Here is a 14,037-nt window from a genome sequence, read left to right on the forward strand (position 1 = left end):
CCACAGACAAAAATTGTCTACAATGGCCAGACGTACCGGGGGTACATGAATTCCCGGGACATAACCATTGAACGCCAGGAAGGAGGGTATTGCAACCAGCGTGACCGCATCATTCACATCCAGACAGGGGACGCTTTTCAGATTGGGGGGCGTGTGGGGTGCGAAGGGATGAAATTCAAGATTACTGCCGTCACAAGTAATTGTGTTTACAAGGTATTAACTTTATCAGCCGATTTATATGAGTAGCATGGAAGTCCGGATAGATGTGAAAGGAATGGATAGCGCCTTGAAAAAGGCGAAAACGAATATTGAGCGTTTTGGAAATTTATATACTACGTTGCTTGCCTACAATACCGCCAGCGGGATGTGCTTTAACGCCACTCTTCCGCTGGGAAAAAATCGCAAATCAAAGGTTTCCGGAAGAAAATCCGGGGAAGGGTCTGTCAGCCGGGACGTTTCCCGCGCCGGGCGCGGTGTTGGATCGTTTATCAACCAATTAAAGGAAAGAGACATAAAAAGGGCAAGACAGGTTGCCGGCATGCTTTCTTTAAAGGCAGATCCTCAAAAGGCTGCCGAAGTGGCGACGGATGTTTTTGGGCAGGTTGTACGCTTTTATCAGAGTTACAGCCCGGAATTTCATACTTCTGCCCGGAAGAATGGTCGTGTGTCCTCCTTTACTGGGAATGTCGTGCTCAATAGAAAGAGTACGGAGAACTATAAGAATAAGGTATTCAAGCATATCGGGAAGGCAAAATCAGGGTGGCTGATTAATACTTCTTATGGATGGGCTGCTCGTGCGCCTCAATGGATTGCGCGGCATGGGAAAAACGGGACAATCAAGAAGTTGCCTGATGGAAGTGTCGAAATAGAAAATAATCTGTCTTATGCCTCGGAGGCTATGCTTAAGGCGCTTGTACCGTTTGTCCAAACCAAGGCATTGCAGGCCACGAACTTGAAATTGCACCATGAGTGGCAAAGGAGAAACAGGGTATGATTATGGATCGTGTCATCAGTCATTTGAGGAATTCCGGGTTTATTGTCTACAAAGCCGGGAATAACAGCGACATAGAACGGAAGCCCTGCGTCGTCATAGGCATGGCCGGGTATACTCAGCCTTGGACGCCTTTGCCCGCCAGGGAATATACGCTTTCCATGATTCTGATCAATAACCGGTCTGATTCGGAAATGGAAAGAACCCTTGTGGAGACGTTATTCCGGCTGGATTGTGGTGAACAGTGTGATTTTTTCAATATTACGGATTATTCGGCTACGCTGGATGATGATGACTGGGTAACTACCTGGACATTGCGTTATATTGAAAGATAGTTTTATACTATTTTGATAATCAATGGTTGTACTTCTTGTACCCCTTCATATCCTTTATTTCCGGCTTGGTTATCGTGCCGTTTTAGTCTTTTTACTCACGTTCTGAATGTGGGTTGAACTACGCGTTAAACGTGTTGATGGGGAGCGAGAAATTTTTCAAAGTTTTCATGAACTGAATATTCAGTTCATTCAACAATAAACGATTAGAAAGCATAACATTATGGCTATATCAACAATACCATTCCACCCGCTCGACGCCGAGAATAATCGTCGTTACAAGGTGACGAAAAAAGCAGCTCCAAAGATTGCCTGGCATAAGACAGAAGAAACAGGTTCCCACGATTGGGAAGGCTATATCCGCGTCGAGACCACTAGGGAATGTTCCTTTGTTATTCAGATAGATGACACCGGTTACCTGGAAATCAATGGAGAGAAAGTCGTGGAACTCAAGGGCAGCAATGCGTCAAAGAAAGCCGAGGGTAAGAAGAACCTCAAAAAAGGCTTCCACTACGTCAAGCTCCACCACGAAAATTTGAAAGTCCCAGAGGCAATCGCCCCTTATCCCAATGCAGAGGAATTCGTCCCTCAAATGAATGGGGCAGATTTGGAACTTTGGGAAATTGATGCGCCTAAGAACTTGATGACAAAGGAAGAAGCTCAAGAACTGCTGAATAACTACAAACCGGTAGGTTATGGGGAAGGCGGCAAGAGTACGGATGGTGTATGGGCATATATAGGAGGTGGCCTTAACAAGGCTCATCTCAAGGAAATCGCTGATAATATTCCGATGGATGCCCGGCAGTATTACAACAGTTGTGCCTTACGTGTAAGTATCGCTCTCGGCCGTTCCGGTACTTCTCTGGCGGCAGTGAGGGATGAAGGCGGAAAATTGGCCGCTACCAATATTACGTTGATGGATCCTCCCGGTAATCTTGGAGCTCTGAATCCGGACTACATAGAAGGAGGGGACACATCAAATTTGCGTAAGCATGTTGTTTTGAGTGCTGCCGTTATGACCAAGTATTTCAAGGATAAATATGGGGCAGCAGATTACACCGATGACTGGGAGGATGCCTACTCCACCCCGCAGGAAGGTGACATCCTCTTCTTTGGAGACACAAGCCATACAGGTATTGGTCCAGGGAACAATTTGGCTATTGGAAGCTATAATCACCAGGCTCTCTGGCTTCTATATCGGGAAACCCTGGAAGAATAACCTTCCGTGATAATCTCGTTTATTTCACAAGGCGGATGCTCACACATCCGCCTTGTTTTTTTAAGGAACGATACGCATATTGATGTAATGCACGTAAGGAAGAATAGCAGACTGATCTTTATCCTGACGATTCTGTTCCTCATAGGCATGGATAGTGCCATGGCCGACAGTCCTGATGCCCCCCTGATGAGTGAAGAGCAAATCAGAGCCTGCCAGCAAGGTAATATGGATGTTCTTGCTTCCTACTTGGGGCCTGATAATCCTGTCATTATGGTCTGTGAATACAAGGCTGAATGGGAGCCTCCTACGTCAAAATCAAGCAAGGGCGCTCTGACTACATACGCCACGGTTGTTAGGTCAGTGGACGATGGTTTTCCTGTAGGGACTAAGATAAAATGGATAAGTTACTTAGAAGGTTCTATTTCGCAGCAAATGCTTGAACAATGCCTGTCTAAAGAAGGTAGACTGTCTTACATCATTAACCCTTGGAAAAAGCAACGGGAGGAAGAGTGGGATATAGTCCATGCACAGGACGATATTCCAGAAGTATCATACAGTTTCAACTTTCTTATTTCCTATCCTTACTATTATAATAACCTGCGAGCCATGCTCGACATCCCTATTCAACCCGTCACTTCTCCTCGTGTTGCCACGCAGACGGACATTGACAATGAGCATGATAACTTCCTCCGTGGGACGGCCCGGCAGTTGCGCCAGAACGACATTGTCCTAGCGGTTGTCATTTATAAGACGGTGGAAACTACCCAGGAGACGATATTCTACGCCCGCGTCATTCAGTCCCTCCGGGGAGACATTCCTGTAGAAGCCCTGGTTCAGTGGAGAGGGGCGGCGAATAATCTCCCTGTGGGCGGCTCTCCTAAAACAGAACTGTATTCGAATTGTAATCTGAGTTATGTCCTTGCGACTTCAAAGGAGGTAGAAAAACTGCTGGGTACGCCGAAAGATTTTATTCCGGCTGACAGCATTTATGGACTGGCTTCCTACAATTTGGGAAATGACGTCAGTTTTTTCCCGATGACGGAGAGTAACTCAGGCCGCGCCATGAAAAAGCTCCTCCGTATCGAACCGGCCAAAATTACTGAAGAATCGGAGGAGGCCCGCTTCCAGCCGGAATCCGGCGAGTAATCCGGTTTTCTCTCTACGCTTCGATTTTATTTGAATCATCCCCGTTCATGAAATATGAGCGGGGCTTTTTTGTGGAGGAGGTTCATTCTCCTGTTTTTTTGGGGGGGCGGAAGCGCAACGCACGACCATTTGTATGGCAAAAGCATCTGATTTTATCCAGCACGGAGAAGGTATTTTCGGGCTCAATTATTCCGGTGAACAGGAATTCGGAGCAATCATTTCTTCCGTTAGTTATTCATGGTCGGCCAAAGGTGATGTAGAACTTACTGGGGACAAGGGATTGATGGAGGGGAACACGCTTTATGATTCCCGCTGTGAAATTACCTGGGAAGCCTATATGAGAAAGACTGGCACGGAAGTGCCCCACATTGGCGATATTGTTGATGTGCATGCTGATGTCTTGAATCTCTGCATCAAGAATTCCGGTGAAGAAATTCCGGCAAAGGTGACTAAGGCCATTTGCAAGAGCGTGGATGTGAAGATGGAGACGCAGAATTATAGGAGTTTCACGGTTAAAGCTACTTATGGTCCTAATATCGTTGCTCTGAATCCGGATATTGCTTCCGAATGACAAATTTAAGGGGAGGTGAGCTTCACGCCTCCCCTCCCCTCAAACAAAAAATAATATAATAGACAGAACATGAATAATATAATCAATATTGAAGATATTAATCTCGCCAGCGCTTTGCTCGCTGCTACAGCCCCTATCGCCAAGCGGGCGGAGATAATCATTACAGACCGGGGAGAACGGAAGGTTTTTTATTTTACGGATACCCTGGAGACGCGGGAAATGATCAGGAAGTGGAAGGATCCTGATTTTGTGAAGAACAATCCGGAAGATCCGTTTGCCCTGGTCAAGGCGGCCTTTGATTGCCGCCGCGGCATTCTGTCTGGCCTTTCCCGATTCCGGAAAATAGCCTGCATCCGTTCCAGGGATGGGGAGAAGGTCGCCTTAATTCCGGAGAATTGTCCGGAAGAGGATAAAATGGAAATCATGGGGCGTTTGAACTCTTGAGTGTTGGAATATGATGAAAGATGAGGAAAAAGCCTTGAAGCTCCGTCCCCTGTCTATTGGGAGCATGGAGCTGATGCAGCGGTTTAACTGTGGATTCATGGACGGGAGCATGAATCTGGGCTGCATTGTGGAATATATTTATATTCATACGGAGGATATTGAAACGCTTGAGTCCATGAGCCTTGAAGCGTTTAAGGAAGCCGTCCGAAGATTCAAATATGAATTAAGCCCTGATGAAATGCAGCGTATTTCATCCCTGGTAGGTATGCAGGCGCAGCAGGTTGATGAAGCCGCTTTTACTGTTGAGGACTCCAAAAAAAAACGGGAGGGGACAGGCCGGACTATTTTATCCAGGTGGTTTGGGCGATTGCGTCGAAAACGGGCTATCCCTTAAATTACATTAAATATGATATTCCCTACAGCATGATCCTGCAGTTCCTGATGAGCGAATGTGTTGCAAATGGCGTAAGCTGTTATTACACCCATGCCCGGAAGGTGGATCATGCTGATTTGGAGCGTTTGGACGCTCTGTTTAACAAGCCTGTTGATGTTGAAGAATGAGTGCCGTAAAGTTTAAATTCTCCGGAGATTCTTCGGAATTGCTCAAAGAACTGGAGAACATTAAGGAAAAGATCCGCGAGACCTCGGGGCAGGCGGCAAATATGCGTGTTGCTAAGGGCGGTAAGGCTGACGTAGAGGGATTGGGGGCGTCTTTCAAGAAGTTATTGCCTGCAATTACGGCTGCCGGCGCTGCCGCGGCAGGATTTGGGGCGGCATGGAGCGCTGTCAAAACAGGAATCAATGACGCGATGGATGATGAATACATGGCGGTACAGTTATCTTCCTATACAAAAAATATTGAGTCGGCCAGGGATTTGCAGTCCCAGCTTGATCATCTGGCGGCAAATGGCGTTGTTAGCCTGGACGATTTAGGGAAAGCCGCTCAAAACCTGGCCATGCATTTTCGGACAAATAATACGGCTATCATGAGCTGGTCGGAAGTTTTTGCAGATATTGCCGCGTCCGGAAAGATTTCCGCAGAGCAGCTTTCCAATTCATGGGCGAAGGTGATGGCAAACGGATTTGCCGATTCACGGGCCATTAACCAGCTGCAGAATCAGGGCATTCCCATTATCAAGGCTTTGGCGGAAGAAATGGGCGTGGAGGAAAGACAGGTTGTTGAGCTCGCCAAGAAGCGGGAAATTTCCGCTGACCAGTACGTGAACGCCATGAAGAAAATGCGTGACGCGGAATTTTCCGGGAAGAATTCCGCATTGTCTAATACGACCATCGGTTCATGGGAAACGCTCAAGGCTACTTTTGAAAATGCTGTAGGAGACCTGATGAGTGAAAAAGTTTACAATCTGGCTGCTGCATTTCAGTATTTGACTAAACAAATAGAATCCGCCGCCGCTGTTAATTTTAATCTTTATTCAAAAAATAAAAAAGATCTTTCGGCTATGGAGGCATCTGTTGCCGGGTGGCAATACATTTGGCATCAAGCTTCTAATCACGTTCTTGCTCTTTTTTCAGACAATTGGGCATTTGAAAATGTAGACAACTTAAATAAGTTTGAGGCGAGTTTCAAAAATCTTGAGGAATTTGCTCAGTCTGTTGAGACCTCGCAAGATTCTATTTTAGGAGCGAAAAGCAAAGAAGACGTTGATGCTGTCCGCGAACAGTTGGAAAGTGAAAGAAAAGAGCTTGTGAATCAAATAGGAACAGCTCAACGCTATCTTGATGCAAGTGGGGGTACCGGTAGGTATAACGGAAAAGAAGTCGGACAGAGAATAGAATCCTTGAAGCAGGAACTAAAGCTTAGGGATGAGCTACTTTCCGAGATTAACCGCGGCTGTTTACTTCTTGGCGATGAAAAAGAATCCATTGATGAAATTATTGAAAAAAACAGAAAGGAGGCAAAAGCTGCATCAGATTTGAGCGAAGCAATGAAAAAGCTGCATTCGACACGAGAAAAAACACTTAACCAACCACTGAAAAAAAATACGGAAAGCCTGACAGAGGAAGGTTTGCAACAATTGCTAACAAGTTCCTTGGATTCTTTTCATCTTAATTCTATCAATGAATTCGAAGAAGAATTGACTAAATTGGAAAGGAAATTTCAGGAAGGTTTATTAGATTTTAATGCAGCCACGAGATATGAAAAGCTGTTATCCGTGGCTGACTCCATCCGGGAAATTAACGCTCAATTAAATAAAAAGAACAGAGCCGTTAATGATGTGAGACAGGATGCGCAGGAAGAAATTGCCATCATGCAGGCCGAACTTGACGGCGAAAAGAAAAAGCGGCGCGAACTGGAAAAGCAGCGGGATGTGCGGAAGGAAATGCAATCCCTCGTGAAAAGCGGCATGAATGAGCATGACGCCCTGGGGCTGGCGGAACAGAAGGTTTCTCTGACATACAAGATTGAGGACAAAAGGGAAAGGGAGAAAAAGGAAAAAGAGGATTCCAGGGCGCGGGCGCAGGAAATATCCGATGCGTTTAAAACACGGTTTGACGCAGTACAGCAGACGCTTTCAAGCGTATCCCGTGTGGGGTCTGGTTTCGGTTCCCTCTTTCCCCTGGTGGGGAAGGAGGGTGCCGGCCTTTCCGCAGCCGTGGACTCCCTGACGGGAGAGGTGAAGAAATCAAACGAATACCTCAGGACGATTGCGGAAAAGGCCGAGAAAGGCGGCGTTGCCCTCTTTAGCTGACATGAACAAGGATATTAAACACACAGGCGGGTACGGATGGCAGGGAGACTTTGAAGCATCCATGTCTGATGATGGCTCCTGGTCGGCAAGCGTTTCTTACGTGGCGCCCCCCGGGGAGAAATTCACGCCTTCTTACTCTCTGCATTGCCATGTTTCGGGCTTCACGGACTTGACCCTGTCCGGTTACCAGCATTCACGGATGGCGGATTTGTGGAAAACATCCTGTACCTTTAAAAAAGACGCTCCGCAGGAGGATGAAGAGCCTGACGATCCGGAACACGGAGATCCGGACACATGGGACTTTGACCCCAAAGACACGAAAACCACCTGGGAATTTACGGCCGGAGTGACGAGCAAGAGCATCTTTGACCATCCGGATTTCAAATCCATGTTTCAGGATAATCCGGATCTGAAGAAAGCTTATGAAGCAATTATGTCGGGCCGCGTGGATATTGAATCATTGAAGATTGATTCCAGGCTGAAAAGGAAAGATCCGTATGATTTCGGCCTGGGGGGCGTTAAATACTCCCAGGAACTTTCTGACTTGTTCAACAAGATCATTAATAAGGGAATCACTGACTATTACACAAGATCCTGCTCCTATTCCATCACGACCACGGAAGGAAAGGGGCCTGATGCCGCCCTTCAATCATTGATTTCTGCGGGAGGCGGCAATTTTGTAAAGATGGGGGAAGACAAGAATACCTATGGGCGGAATATGGAAACCACGCAATCCTTCTCCCAGATTTTGAAAGAAGGAATTTTGATTATTGGCTCATGATCTGGACAAACGATTTACGGATTAACACGGACATTACGCCGGATGCCGGTAGCCACCAGGCCTACGGGACATACAGAGTGAACCGTACCGTCTCGCAATCGGAAATTGTTCCCATTGCCGGGTTCCGGCGTCCCAAATGGGCGGCCGCGTCAACCAATCCCAATGCTCCCGGCATGGTGGCGACGGGTTATAAAATCTCCCTGCATTCTCCGACGGCTTACAAGGTCACCGTAACGTACTCCTATCCATCCGAAGGTGTCAAAGAGGATGAGGAGGGCAACCCATCCCCGGATGATCCGGAAGGCGGAGGTGAGGCGAGCGAGAAATACAAAGTCAAGATCAGCGACCGTTCAAATATGACTCTTGAACCCTTGCTGAGCTATTACGAGCTGCGGAATCCGGACGGAAGCAGCAAATATCCGGAGGGGGATATGCTGATTCTGGCCGTTTATTTGTCCGGCGGCCTTGTCATGTGCAGCAATGGACAGTACCGGCTGAAATGCGAAAAAGACGAAACGCCGGGACATATTCAATTGCCCGTTACGCCCATCACGCCGTATATCACGCTCGGATATAAAAAAATATCACAGAACAATACGGTCATCACGAAAACCTACACGGCGCGCCGTGTGGAACCGTCCAAGGTGGAACGCGTGGGTAAAATTGTCCAGGGCGGCGAGTTTGGAGGCGCAACGAAGGTGCAAGAGTATAAGCTTGATTACCTCTTTACCCGGTATTCCGTCCACAAAGTAGGCAATCGGGAATACGAAATTACGGAAGAATACACCCAATCCAACCCCGGAGGCTGGTCTGCGGACCTGTACAAAAATGGATAATATCACCAAGGGCGACCCAATTAAGGCGGATTGGGCCAATGCTCTTACAAATGCCGTCAATGCGGCCGCGCATGGCAAAACAGCCTTGCGCGGTGGCGGCGGGCAGAACGTTTTCATTTCCCCTTATCAGCGCGGTTCCCGCCCCCTGGCCTTTGATTTGGTGGAAATCACGGATGATGAGGAAGATAGCCTTTCCGGCAAGATCTCCGGGGGAGTGCTGTTGTCCGCATACAAAGAGGAACAGGAAGAAAAAATATCGCTGAAAACGGAATGCATGGAAATCAGCGAATATGAAGAAACCTTCCAATCAGGCGATCAGGTGTGGGTTCATGTGACCTATGATCCGGACACATGGGAGGCATATGTTGCAATCCTGGAAAAAGGGAAAGAACCGCCGGAGGCAGAAGAGGGTGAGGCCTACATTATTGTTGGCGAGTTTGAGGAACGCGACCAATCCATTATCTACAGGCACAAAGGAATTACCTGTATCAACTGGGATGCAATCAAATGGGAATTTGAGGAATTCAAGCTCAAGACGGATCCTTTGTGCGCGCTGGAACTCAAGGAAGAAGAGAACGAAAAGGAACTGACTCTGAATATTGAATCTTCCAGTGAAGAAGAAGATTTGGGTGCCGACAGCAATTTAAAGGTATGGCTGGTGCAGAAAAAGGGGAAAGGGGAGGGCGGGGCAGAAGATGGGCCGGTCAGGCTTGGCGTGAGAATCAAAGATTCACGGAGTTTTCAGCAGGTGCAGCCGGGAGACGGCCTTGAATGGAAAACGGAAAAAGGGGCGGATGGCCATGACATCCAGACGGAAATCCTGCAGGTCAGGATTGATTCCACGGTTTCTTCTTCAACGGGGCAAGAGGGAAGAATCCCTGTTGACCTGAGTGTGTCGCAGGAGGGATTGAAAGGCGAGGTGGATTTGACAATTGATGATACGGAGCATGATTTATGGGGAGGGTGGAAAATCAAACTGTCCAGGGCCACCAGGGGAGTATTGTCTCTTGCGGTCACTCCTGGAGGCGACGCGGAAGAATTGAGCTTTCGCGCGCCCCTGCGGAAAAATGGGAAGTATGTTGTGCTGGATTATGAATCTGGTTGGTCTGATGCCGTCAACGGTGTGAAGGCAGGCCTGTTTCTGCGGAATAATAAATTGGCTGTGGAGCTGTACGCAGACACGGAGCCGGATGGCTCTGATAATCTTATAAGCGATTCATGGACGGTATTGGCTTGCGATAGCGACCACGCAATACGCCTGAACCGGGACGAAAACGGGAAAATCTATATCCAGCAGGGGGAATGGATTGTGACTTCCAAAATTTATTCACCAATAAATTAATAAAAATGAATTACGCAATATTCTGTTATAGAGAAGATTATAAATGCCTTGAATTGTGCGTTGGTCAAATCCGCCGGGTTGATCCTGATTGTACGATTTACCTGTTTGACGACGGAAAAGCCCCTCTCGCAAGAAAAGACATCCCCAGGGGAAGGGACATCATTTACAAAAAGACCTATTTTGAACGCAACAGGAACTTGAATGGCCTCGAATGTATCCGCGGCATGTTGTCCTGCATGCGTGATATCCCGGGCCGGGAGCCCATCATCAAAATAGACGCTGATACACTGCTGATGTCCCTTGAAGAAATACGGAAATCACTGTTTGAGCGCAGGAAACTGGCAGGGGGATATCAGTGCGCCGTTCCATTCGCCTGGTCCGGAGTATGTTATTGGGTAACGCGGAAATTCATCAGTGATGCTCTTGATGTCCTGGTAACGCGTGAATTCCCGACACGCAATCAGGATTATCCGGAGGACGTGACCGTTTCCAGACTGGCCCTGTACCTGTACGGCCGCAAGGGGGTTGATGTCATTGAGTTCCAGGGAGGCAAGTACCTGATCGGCATCAGAACATGTGATTCTGGCCAGTTATCAAAGCTGGCGAAACTGGCCCGCCGCGTGTCTGCCGTTCACTGCGGACAGCAGGATTTTTATGAGCCGATCATCCAGCAATCAGGCTGTACCATCCGGGAAGCTTGCGCCCGTATCATGTGGGAAATCCTTCACCCGGGTGAACCGGAAGGATTCAGGCTTTGAACAGATCCAGAATCATCTGGTTTTCCTCAAAACGTTTCTTTCCCGTGCCGTATGCTTTCATGATTTGTTCCGGCGTCTTTTTCCGCGGTGCCTCCAGCTTTTTGACAGGGCGGCGCTTCATGGCCGCATGTTCCGTCTGCTGCATCATCAGGGAGGGCGGGAGTCCGCTCTCAGCAAGGAATTTGGAAGCAGCGCGGGAAATGGCCGCTTTATGCACGCCCAGTTTCCGCGCCCTCTGGGCCATGCGTTCATTTCCGAGCACAGACGTCAACCCCAGAGCGTATGCCACGCCGAATGCGGTGACATTGGGAGTGCGGCTGTTAATGACGTGATACAGGGCCAGGGACATGATCCGGATCATTTCAAGGGCGCGTTCCCGAAATTCGTTTTCCTGCTCCTGCCCTTCTTCCGGATACTCAAAATCCGTATGTGCTGTGTAGTATGACTGTTGCGGTTCCATGCTTGGTGTATTTACATATCAATATATCATGATATAATAATATGTAAAGAAGGGAATAATGGCAGGGATTTCACAGGCGGAACTTGCCCGGCAATTGGGCGTCAATAAAAGCACGATCACGTACCACGTGAAGCGTGGTCTGACGCATGCGCAAATCCGGGAGCTGATTGAAGCCAGGAGGAAGGAAAATCCAATTGCTGAACCTGCTGCTCCAGAAATTGGGAAAAACGCTCCGGAGGAAGGGGTAGCGGAACTGAGAAAAAGGAAACTTGCTGCGGAAATTACCTACAAGAATTTGCAGGCTGAACAGGCCCGCGTGAAGCTTGAAAAGGATAAGGCCCGGCTGGTGGACATGGAAGATGTGAATGAACTTGTCGTACATCTGGCCAGTATTACTAAAGGCGTTCTCCAGGCATTTGAAAATAAACTGCCGGGGAAGCTGGAAGGATTGACGGCTGCAGAAATGGTTCCCGTGCTTCGGGAGGAAATCAAGGCCGCCCTGTATTCCATTGCGGAAGAATCCAGGGCCCAGATCAAGATAATCAGCCGGGCGGAACAATGAGAGACGTTGAAAAGGCTGCCGGATTTCTGAATCTTTTCGCGGATAACGTATCCGCGGGAATGGACGTGGAGCCGATAGAATGGATACGTGAAAACGTGGTAGACCAGCAATCGGCGCGGTCTACCCATATTGATTTTACGTTGAGCCCGTTTCTGCTGGAACCCATTGACAAATTCCTGAATGACGGCACGGTCAGGCACATTAACCTGATGGCTCCCACCGGTTCCGGAAAGTCGACATTGTTCGTCGGCTTGCTTAATTACCTCATTGCCAATGATGCGGGGAATACCTTGGTCGCTTTCCAGAATGAACAGGAAACCTCTGATTTCGCGGAAACGAGGCTTTTTCCCACATTCCGGGATAATAAGGCTTTAAAAAACTTGCTGCCGAAGAAAAGGCATGCGGCCAGGAAAACGGAGATTCTTTTTCCGCACATGAACTTGTGGATGGTCTCCGCTACCAAGGGGCAGTTGCAGTCGAAGTCCTGCCGGTATTTGATTGGTGATGAAATGTGGGCGTGGGAAAAGGGAATGGTCCGGGAGTTCCTGGCCCGCCACCATGATCGGTTCAACCGTAAAATCCTGATGGTTTCCCAGGGAGGGGACAAGGGGACGGACTGGGTTGACGAGTACGGAAAGGGCCGCATCCACCATTACCATTGGCAATGCCCCGGCTGCCAGGGATGGAATGCCTATGACTGGCGGGATGTCATTTACAGCAAAGAAGAAAATATTGATTGGGAACGTTTTAAGGAATCCGTCAAAATGGTTTGTCCCCGGTGTTTGCACGAAATAGAGGATACTGTTCACAACCGGCGCCATCTGGCCGGCGGCGGCAAGTACGTGTTTTCCGGCAATACGAGCGCCTTGCCGGAGATCGTAAGCTACAATTTTAATGCTTTGGCCTGTTACTGGGTATCATGGGCGGATTTGGCCGTGGAATGGATCCTGGCCAATAAAAAGAAGAGGAACGGGGATATAGAACCGCTGAAAAAGTTTATCCAGAAGCGGCTTGCTCAAAACATTGTGGATTTGGGCGAGAAAGACGACGTGTTGAAAATCCCGCTCACGGCGGAAAGCATGGAGGGGTACGCCGTGGAAAACGAACGGGCGCGCTTCTTAACGGTAGATGTCCAGAAAGGGCACTTTTGGCATACTGTTTACGGCGTGGATGCCGGAGGGGCTTTCCATTTACTTTCAGAGGGGCGTCTTGAAACGTTGGAGGATATTGAACGTAAACAGGCGGAGTTTAACGTGCCTGATCATTGCGTTGCTTTGGACTGCGCTTTTGATACGGATGCCGTGCGGAAGATATGCGGGCTTCATCACTGGTTTTCCATGAATGGGACGGTCAAGGAAGAATACGTGCATAAAATCAGGGGCCGGGGGGTTAAATTGATTTATGCGCCTCTTGAGAGGCACATGGTGGAGGGGATACAATGCCTTCATTTCAATTTTTCTTCCCAGCGGGCGAAGGACGTTCTTGCCGCGCGGATTAAATCGGGGCATTTCAAGGTTCCCCATGATGTTTCTGCCGAGTACATCAAGCAGATGCAGGCTGAAAGCAAACAGGAGTCCATAGACAAGCGCACGGGGAGGGTTTCTCTCAAATGGCTTGCGTCCGGTAATAATTCCCACATGTGGGACTGTTCCTGCATGGCGGTGATTTTTGCCATGATTCACCGGATGATTTAAGCGCAACGGGCGCGCACTAGTATATGATGATTCTGAGTCAGGCAGCCCCGTTTGACATGGCCACTACCAGCGGCATTGCCCAATCGGTGACGCTTCGTTTTGTGGACGGTGCCGGCGCCGCAAAAGATATTTCCAGCCATGAGTTTCGTTGTGCTGTCCGCGGCCCTGGCGCCGCCGCCATCAAATGCGA

Annotated in this window: 17 protein-coding genes; 16 read left to right on the forward strand and 1 reads right to left on the reverse strand. The window is 48.6% G+C overall.

Going from position 1 to position 14,037, the window contains the following annotated elements:
- The first annotated feature begins 45 nt into the window (after nt 1-45).
- The 14 genes from CI070_RS03090 (at nt 46) to CI070_RS03150 (ending at nt 11,131) form a co-directional block, all read left to right on the forward strand.
- Nucleotides 46-246 carry a hypothetical protein gene (locus CI070_RS03090; RefSeq protein ID WP_143245506.1) on the forward strand — a complete coding sequence of 67 codons (201 nt, stop codon included), beginning with the start codon at nt 46-48 and terminating at the stop codon, nt 244-246.
- Entirely contained in the window at nt 239-994 is a 756-nt protein-coding gene (locus tag CI070_RS03095; RefSeq protein ID WP_143245507.1) for a hypothetical protein, read from the forward strand. Before CI070_RS03090 ends, CI070_RS03095 begins: the two co-directional genes overlap by 8 nt.
- Nucleotides 991-1,326 (forward strand): hypothetical protein, encoded by a 336-nt coding sequence (locus CI070_RS03100; RefSeq protein ID WP_094135465.1) that lies wholly within the window; start codon nt 991-993, stop codon nt 1,324-1,326. Before CI070_RS03095 ends, CI070_RS03100 begins: the two co-directional genes overlap by 4 nt.
- A 220-nt stretch (nt 1,327-1,546) precedes the next feature.
- Nucleotides 1,547-2,542: a hypothetical protein gene (locus CI070_RS03105; protein WP_094135466.1), complete on the forward strand. Its 996-nt coding sequence runs from the start codon at nt 1,547-1,549 to the stop codon at nt 2,540-2,542.
- 159 nt (nt 2,543-2,701) lie between these two features.
- Nucleotides 2,702-3,688, forward strand: coding sequence for a hypothetical protein (locus CI070_RS14070; RefSeq protein WP_256943515.1), 987 nt, complete (start codon nt 2,702-2,704; stop codon nt 3,686-3,688).
- A gap of 133 nt (nt 3,689-3,821) precedes the next feature.
- A complete protein-coding gene (locus CI070_RS03115; protein WP_094135467.1) occupies nt 3,822-4,259 on the forward strand; it encodes a hypothetical protein in 438 nt (145 codons plus the stop codon).
- 69 nt (nt 4,260-4,328) lie between these two features.
- A complete protein-coding gene (locus CI070_RS03120; protein WP_012420384.1) occupies nt 4,329-4,703 on the forward strand; it encodes a hypothetical protein in 375 nt (124 codons plus the stop codon).
- Between the two features lie 10 nt (nt 4,704-4,713).
- Nucleotides 4,714-5,097, forward strand: coding sequence for a hypothetical protein (locus tag CI070_RS03125; protein WP_094135468.1), 384 nt, complete (start codon nt 4,714-4,716; stop codon nt 5,095-5,097).
- A gap of 29 nt (nt 5,098-5,126) precedes the next feature.
- Nucleotides 5,127-5,264, forward strand: a complete 138-nt coding sequence (locus tag CI070_RS13430; RefSeq protein WP_012420386.1) for a hypothetical protein — start codon at nt 5,127-5,129, stop codon at nt 5,262-5,264.
- Entirely contained in the window at nt 5,261-7,414 is a 2,154-nt protein-coding gene (locus CI070_RS03130) for a tape measure protein (protein ID WP_094135469.1), read from the forward strand. The genes CI070_RS13430 and CI070_RS03130 overlap by 4 nt, the downstream gene beginning before the upstream one ends.
- Nucleotide 7,415: 1 nt before the next feature.
- Nucleotides 7,416-8,195 (forward strand): hypothetical protein, encoded by a 780-nt coding sequence (locus CI070_RS03135; protein ID WP_094135470.1) that lies wholly within the window; start codon nt 7,416-7,418, stop codon nt 8,193-8,195.
- Nucleotides 8,192-9,031 carry a hypothetical protein gene (locus CI070_RS03140; protein ID WP_094135471.1) on the forward strand — a complete coding sequence of 280 codons (840 nt, stop codon included), beginning with the start codon at nt 8,192-8,194 and terminating at the stop codon, nt 9,029-9,031. The genes CI070_RS03135 and CI070_RS03140 overlap by 4 nt, the downstream gene beginning before the upstream one ends.
- Nucleotides 9,024-10,373 carry a hypothetical protein gene (locus CI070_RS03145; protein WP_094135472.1) on the forward strand — a complete coding sequence of 450 codons (1,350 nt, stop codon included), beginning with the start codon at nt 9,024-9,026 and terminating at the stop codon, nt 10,371-10,373. Before CI070_RS03140 ends, CI070_RS03145 begins: the two co-directional genes overlap by 8 nt.
- A 236-nt stretch (nt 10,374-10,609) precedes the next feature.
- A complete protein-coding gene (locus tag CI070_RS03150) occupies nt 10,610-11,131 on the forward strand; it encodes a hypothetical protein (protein WP_143247160.1) in 522 nt (173 codons plus the stop codon).
- Here the strand turns inward: CI070_RS03150 and CI070_RS03155 are convergent.
- Nucleotides 11,121-11,591 carry a hypothetical protein gene (locus tag CI070_RS03155; RefSeq protein WP_012420392.1) on the reverse strand — a complete coding sequence of 157 codons (471 nt, stop codon included), beginning with the start codon at nt 11,589-11,591 and terminating at the stop codon, nt 11,121-11,123. The genes CI070_RS03150 and CI070_RS03155 overlap by 11 nt on opposite strands.
- A gap of 58 nt (nt 11,592-11,649) precedes the next feature.
- Here CI070_RS03155 and CI070_RS03160 point away from each other — a divergent pair, with 58 nt between their 5' ends.
- Nucleotides 11,650-12,153 (forward strand): winged helix-turn-helix domain-containing protein, encoded by a 504-nt coding sequence (locus tag CI070_RS03160; protein ID WP_094135474.1) that lies wholly within the window; start codon nt 11,650-11,652, stop codon nt 12,151-12,153.
- On the forward strand, nt 12,150-13,847 hold the full coding sequence (locus CI070_RS03165; RefSeq protein ID WP_094135475.1) for a terminase gpA endonuclease subunit: 1,698 nt from the start codon (nt 12,150-12,152) through the stop codon (nt 13,845-13,847). Before CI070_RS03160 ends, CI070_RS03165 begins: the two co-directional genes overlap by 4 nt.
- The last annotated feature ends 190 nt before the right edge of the window (nt 13,848-14,037 follow it).

It is taken from the genome of Akkermansia muciniphila, from assembly GCF_900184965.1.
GTDB classification, from domain to species: domain Bacteria; phylum Verrucomicrobiota; class Verrucomicrobiia; order Verrucomicrobiales; family Akkermansiaceae; genus Akkermansia; species Akkermansia muciniphila_A.

Bases quoted from the DNA above. Each gene is read 5' to 3' on its own strand.
- CI070_RS03115 (WP_094135467.1), top strand. From the start codon at position 3,822: ATGGCAAAAGCATCTGATTTTATCCAGCACGGAGAAGGTATTTTCGGG.
- CI070_RS03095 (WP_143245507.1), top strand. From the start codon at position 239: ATGAGTAGCATGGAAGTCCGGATAGATGTGAAAGGAATGGATAGCGCC.
- CI070_RS03120 (WP_012420384.1), top strand. From the start codon at position 4,329: ATGAATAATATAATCAATATTGAAGATATTAATCTCGCCAGCGCTTTG.
- CI070_RS03145 (WP_094135472.1), top strand. From the start codon at position 9,024: ATGGATAATATCACCAAGGGCGACCCAATTAAGGCGGATTGGGCCAAT.
- CI070_RS03105 (WP_094135466.1), top strand. From the start codon at position 1,547: ATGGCTATATCAACAATACCATTCCACCCGCTCGACGCCGAGAATAAT.
- CI070_RS03160 (WP_094135474.1), top strand. From the start codon at position 11,650: ATGGCAGGGATTTCACAGGCGGAACTTGCCCGGCAATTGGGCGTCAAT.
- CI070_RS13430 (WP_012420386.1), top strand. From the start codon at position 5,127: ATGATCCTGCAGTTCCTGATGAGCGAATGTGTTGCAAATGGCGTAAGC.
- CI070_RS14070 (WP_256943515.1), top strand. From the start codon at position 2,702: ATGGCCGACAGTCCTGATGCCCCCCTGATGAGTGAAGAGCAAATCAGA.
- CI070_RS03155 (WP_012420392.1), bottom strand. From the start codon at position 11,591: ATGGAACCGCAACAGTCATACTACACAGCACATACGGATTTTGAGTAT.
- CI070_RS03090 (WP_143245506.1), top strand. From the start codon at position 46: ATGAATTCCCGGGACATAACCATTGAACGCCAGGAAGGAGGGTATTGC.
- CI070_RS03140 (WP_094135471.1), top strand. From the start codon at position 8,192: ATGATCTGGACAAACGATTTACGGATTAACACGGACATTACGCCGGAT.
- CI070_RS03150 (WP_143247160.1), top strand. From the start codon at position 10,610: ATGCGTGATATCCCGGGCCGGGAGCCCATCATCAAAATAGACGCTGAT.
- CI070_RS03135 (WP_094135470.1), top strand. From the start codon at position 7,416: ATGAACAAGGATATTAAACACACAGGCGGGTACGGATGGCAGGGAGAC.
- CI070_RS03100 (WP_094135465.1), top strand. From the start codon at position 991: ATGATTATGGATCGTGTCATCAGTCATTTGAGGAATTCCGGGTTTATT.
- CI070_RS03125 (WP_094135468.1), top strand. From the start codon at position 4,714: ATGATGAAAGATGAGGAAAAAGCCTTGAAGCTCCGTCCCCTGTCTATT.
- CI070_RS03130 (WP_094135469.1), top strand. From the start codon at position 5,261: ATGAGTGCCGTAAAGTTTAAATTCTCCGGAGATTCTTCGGAATTGCTC.
- CI070_RS03165 (WP_094135475.1), top strand. From the start codon at position 12,150: ATGAGAGACGTTGAAAAGGCTGCCGGATTTCTGAATCTTTTCGCGGAT.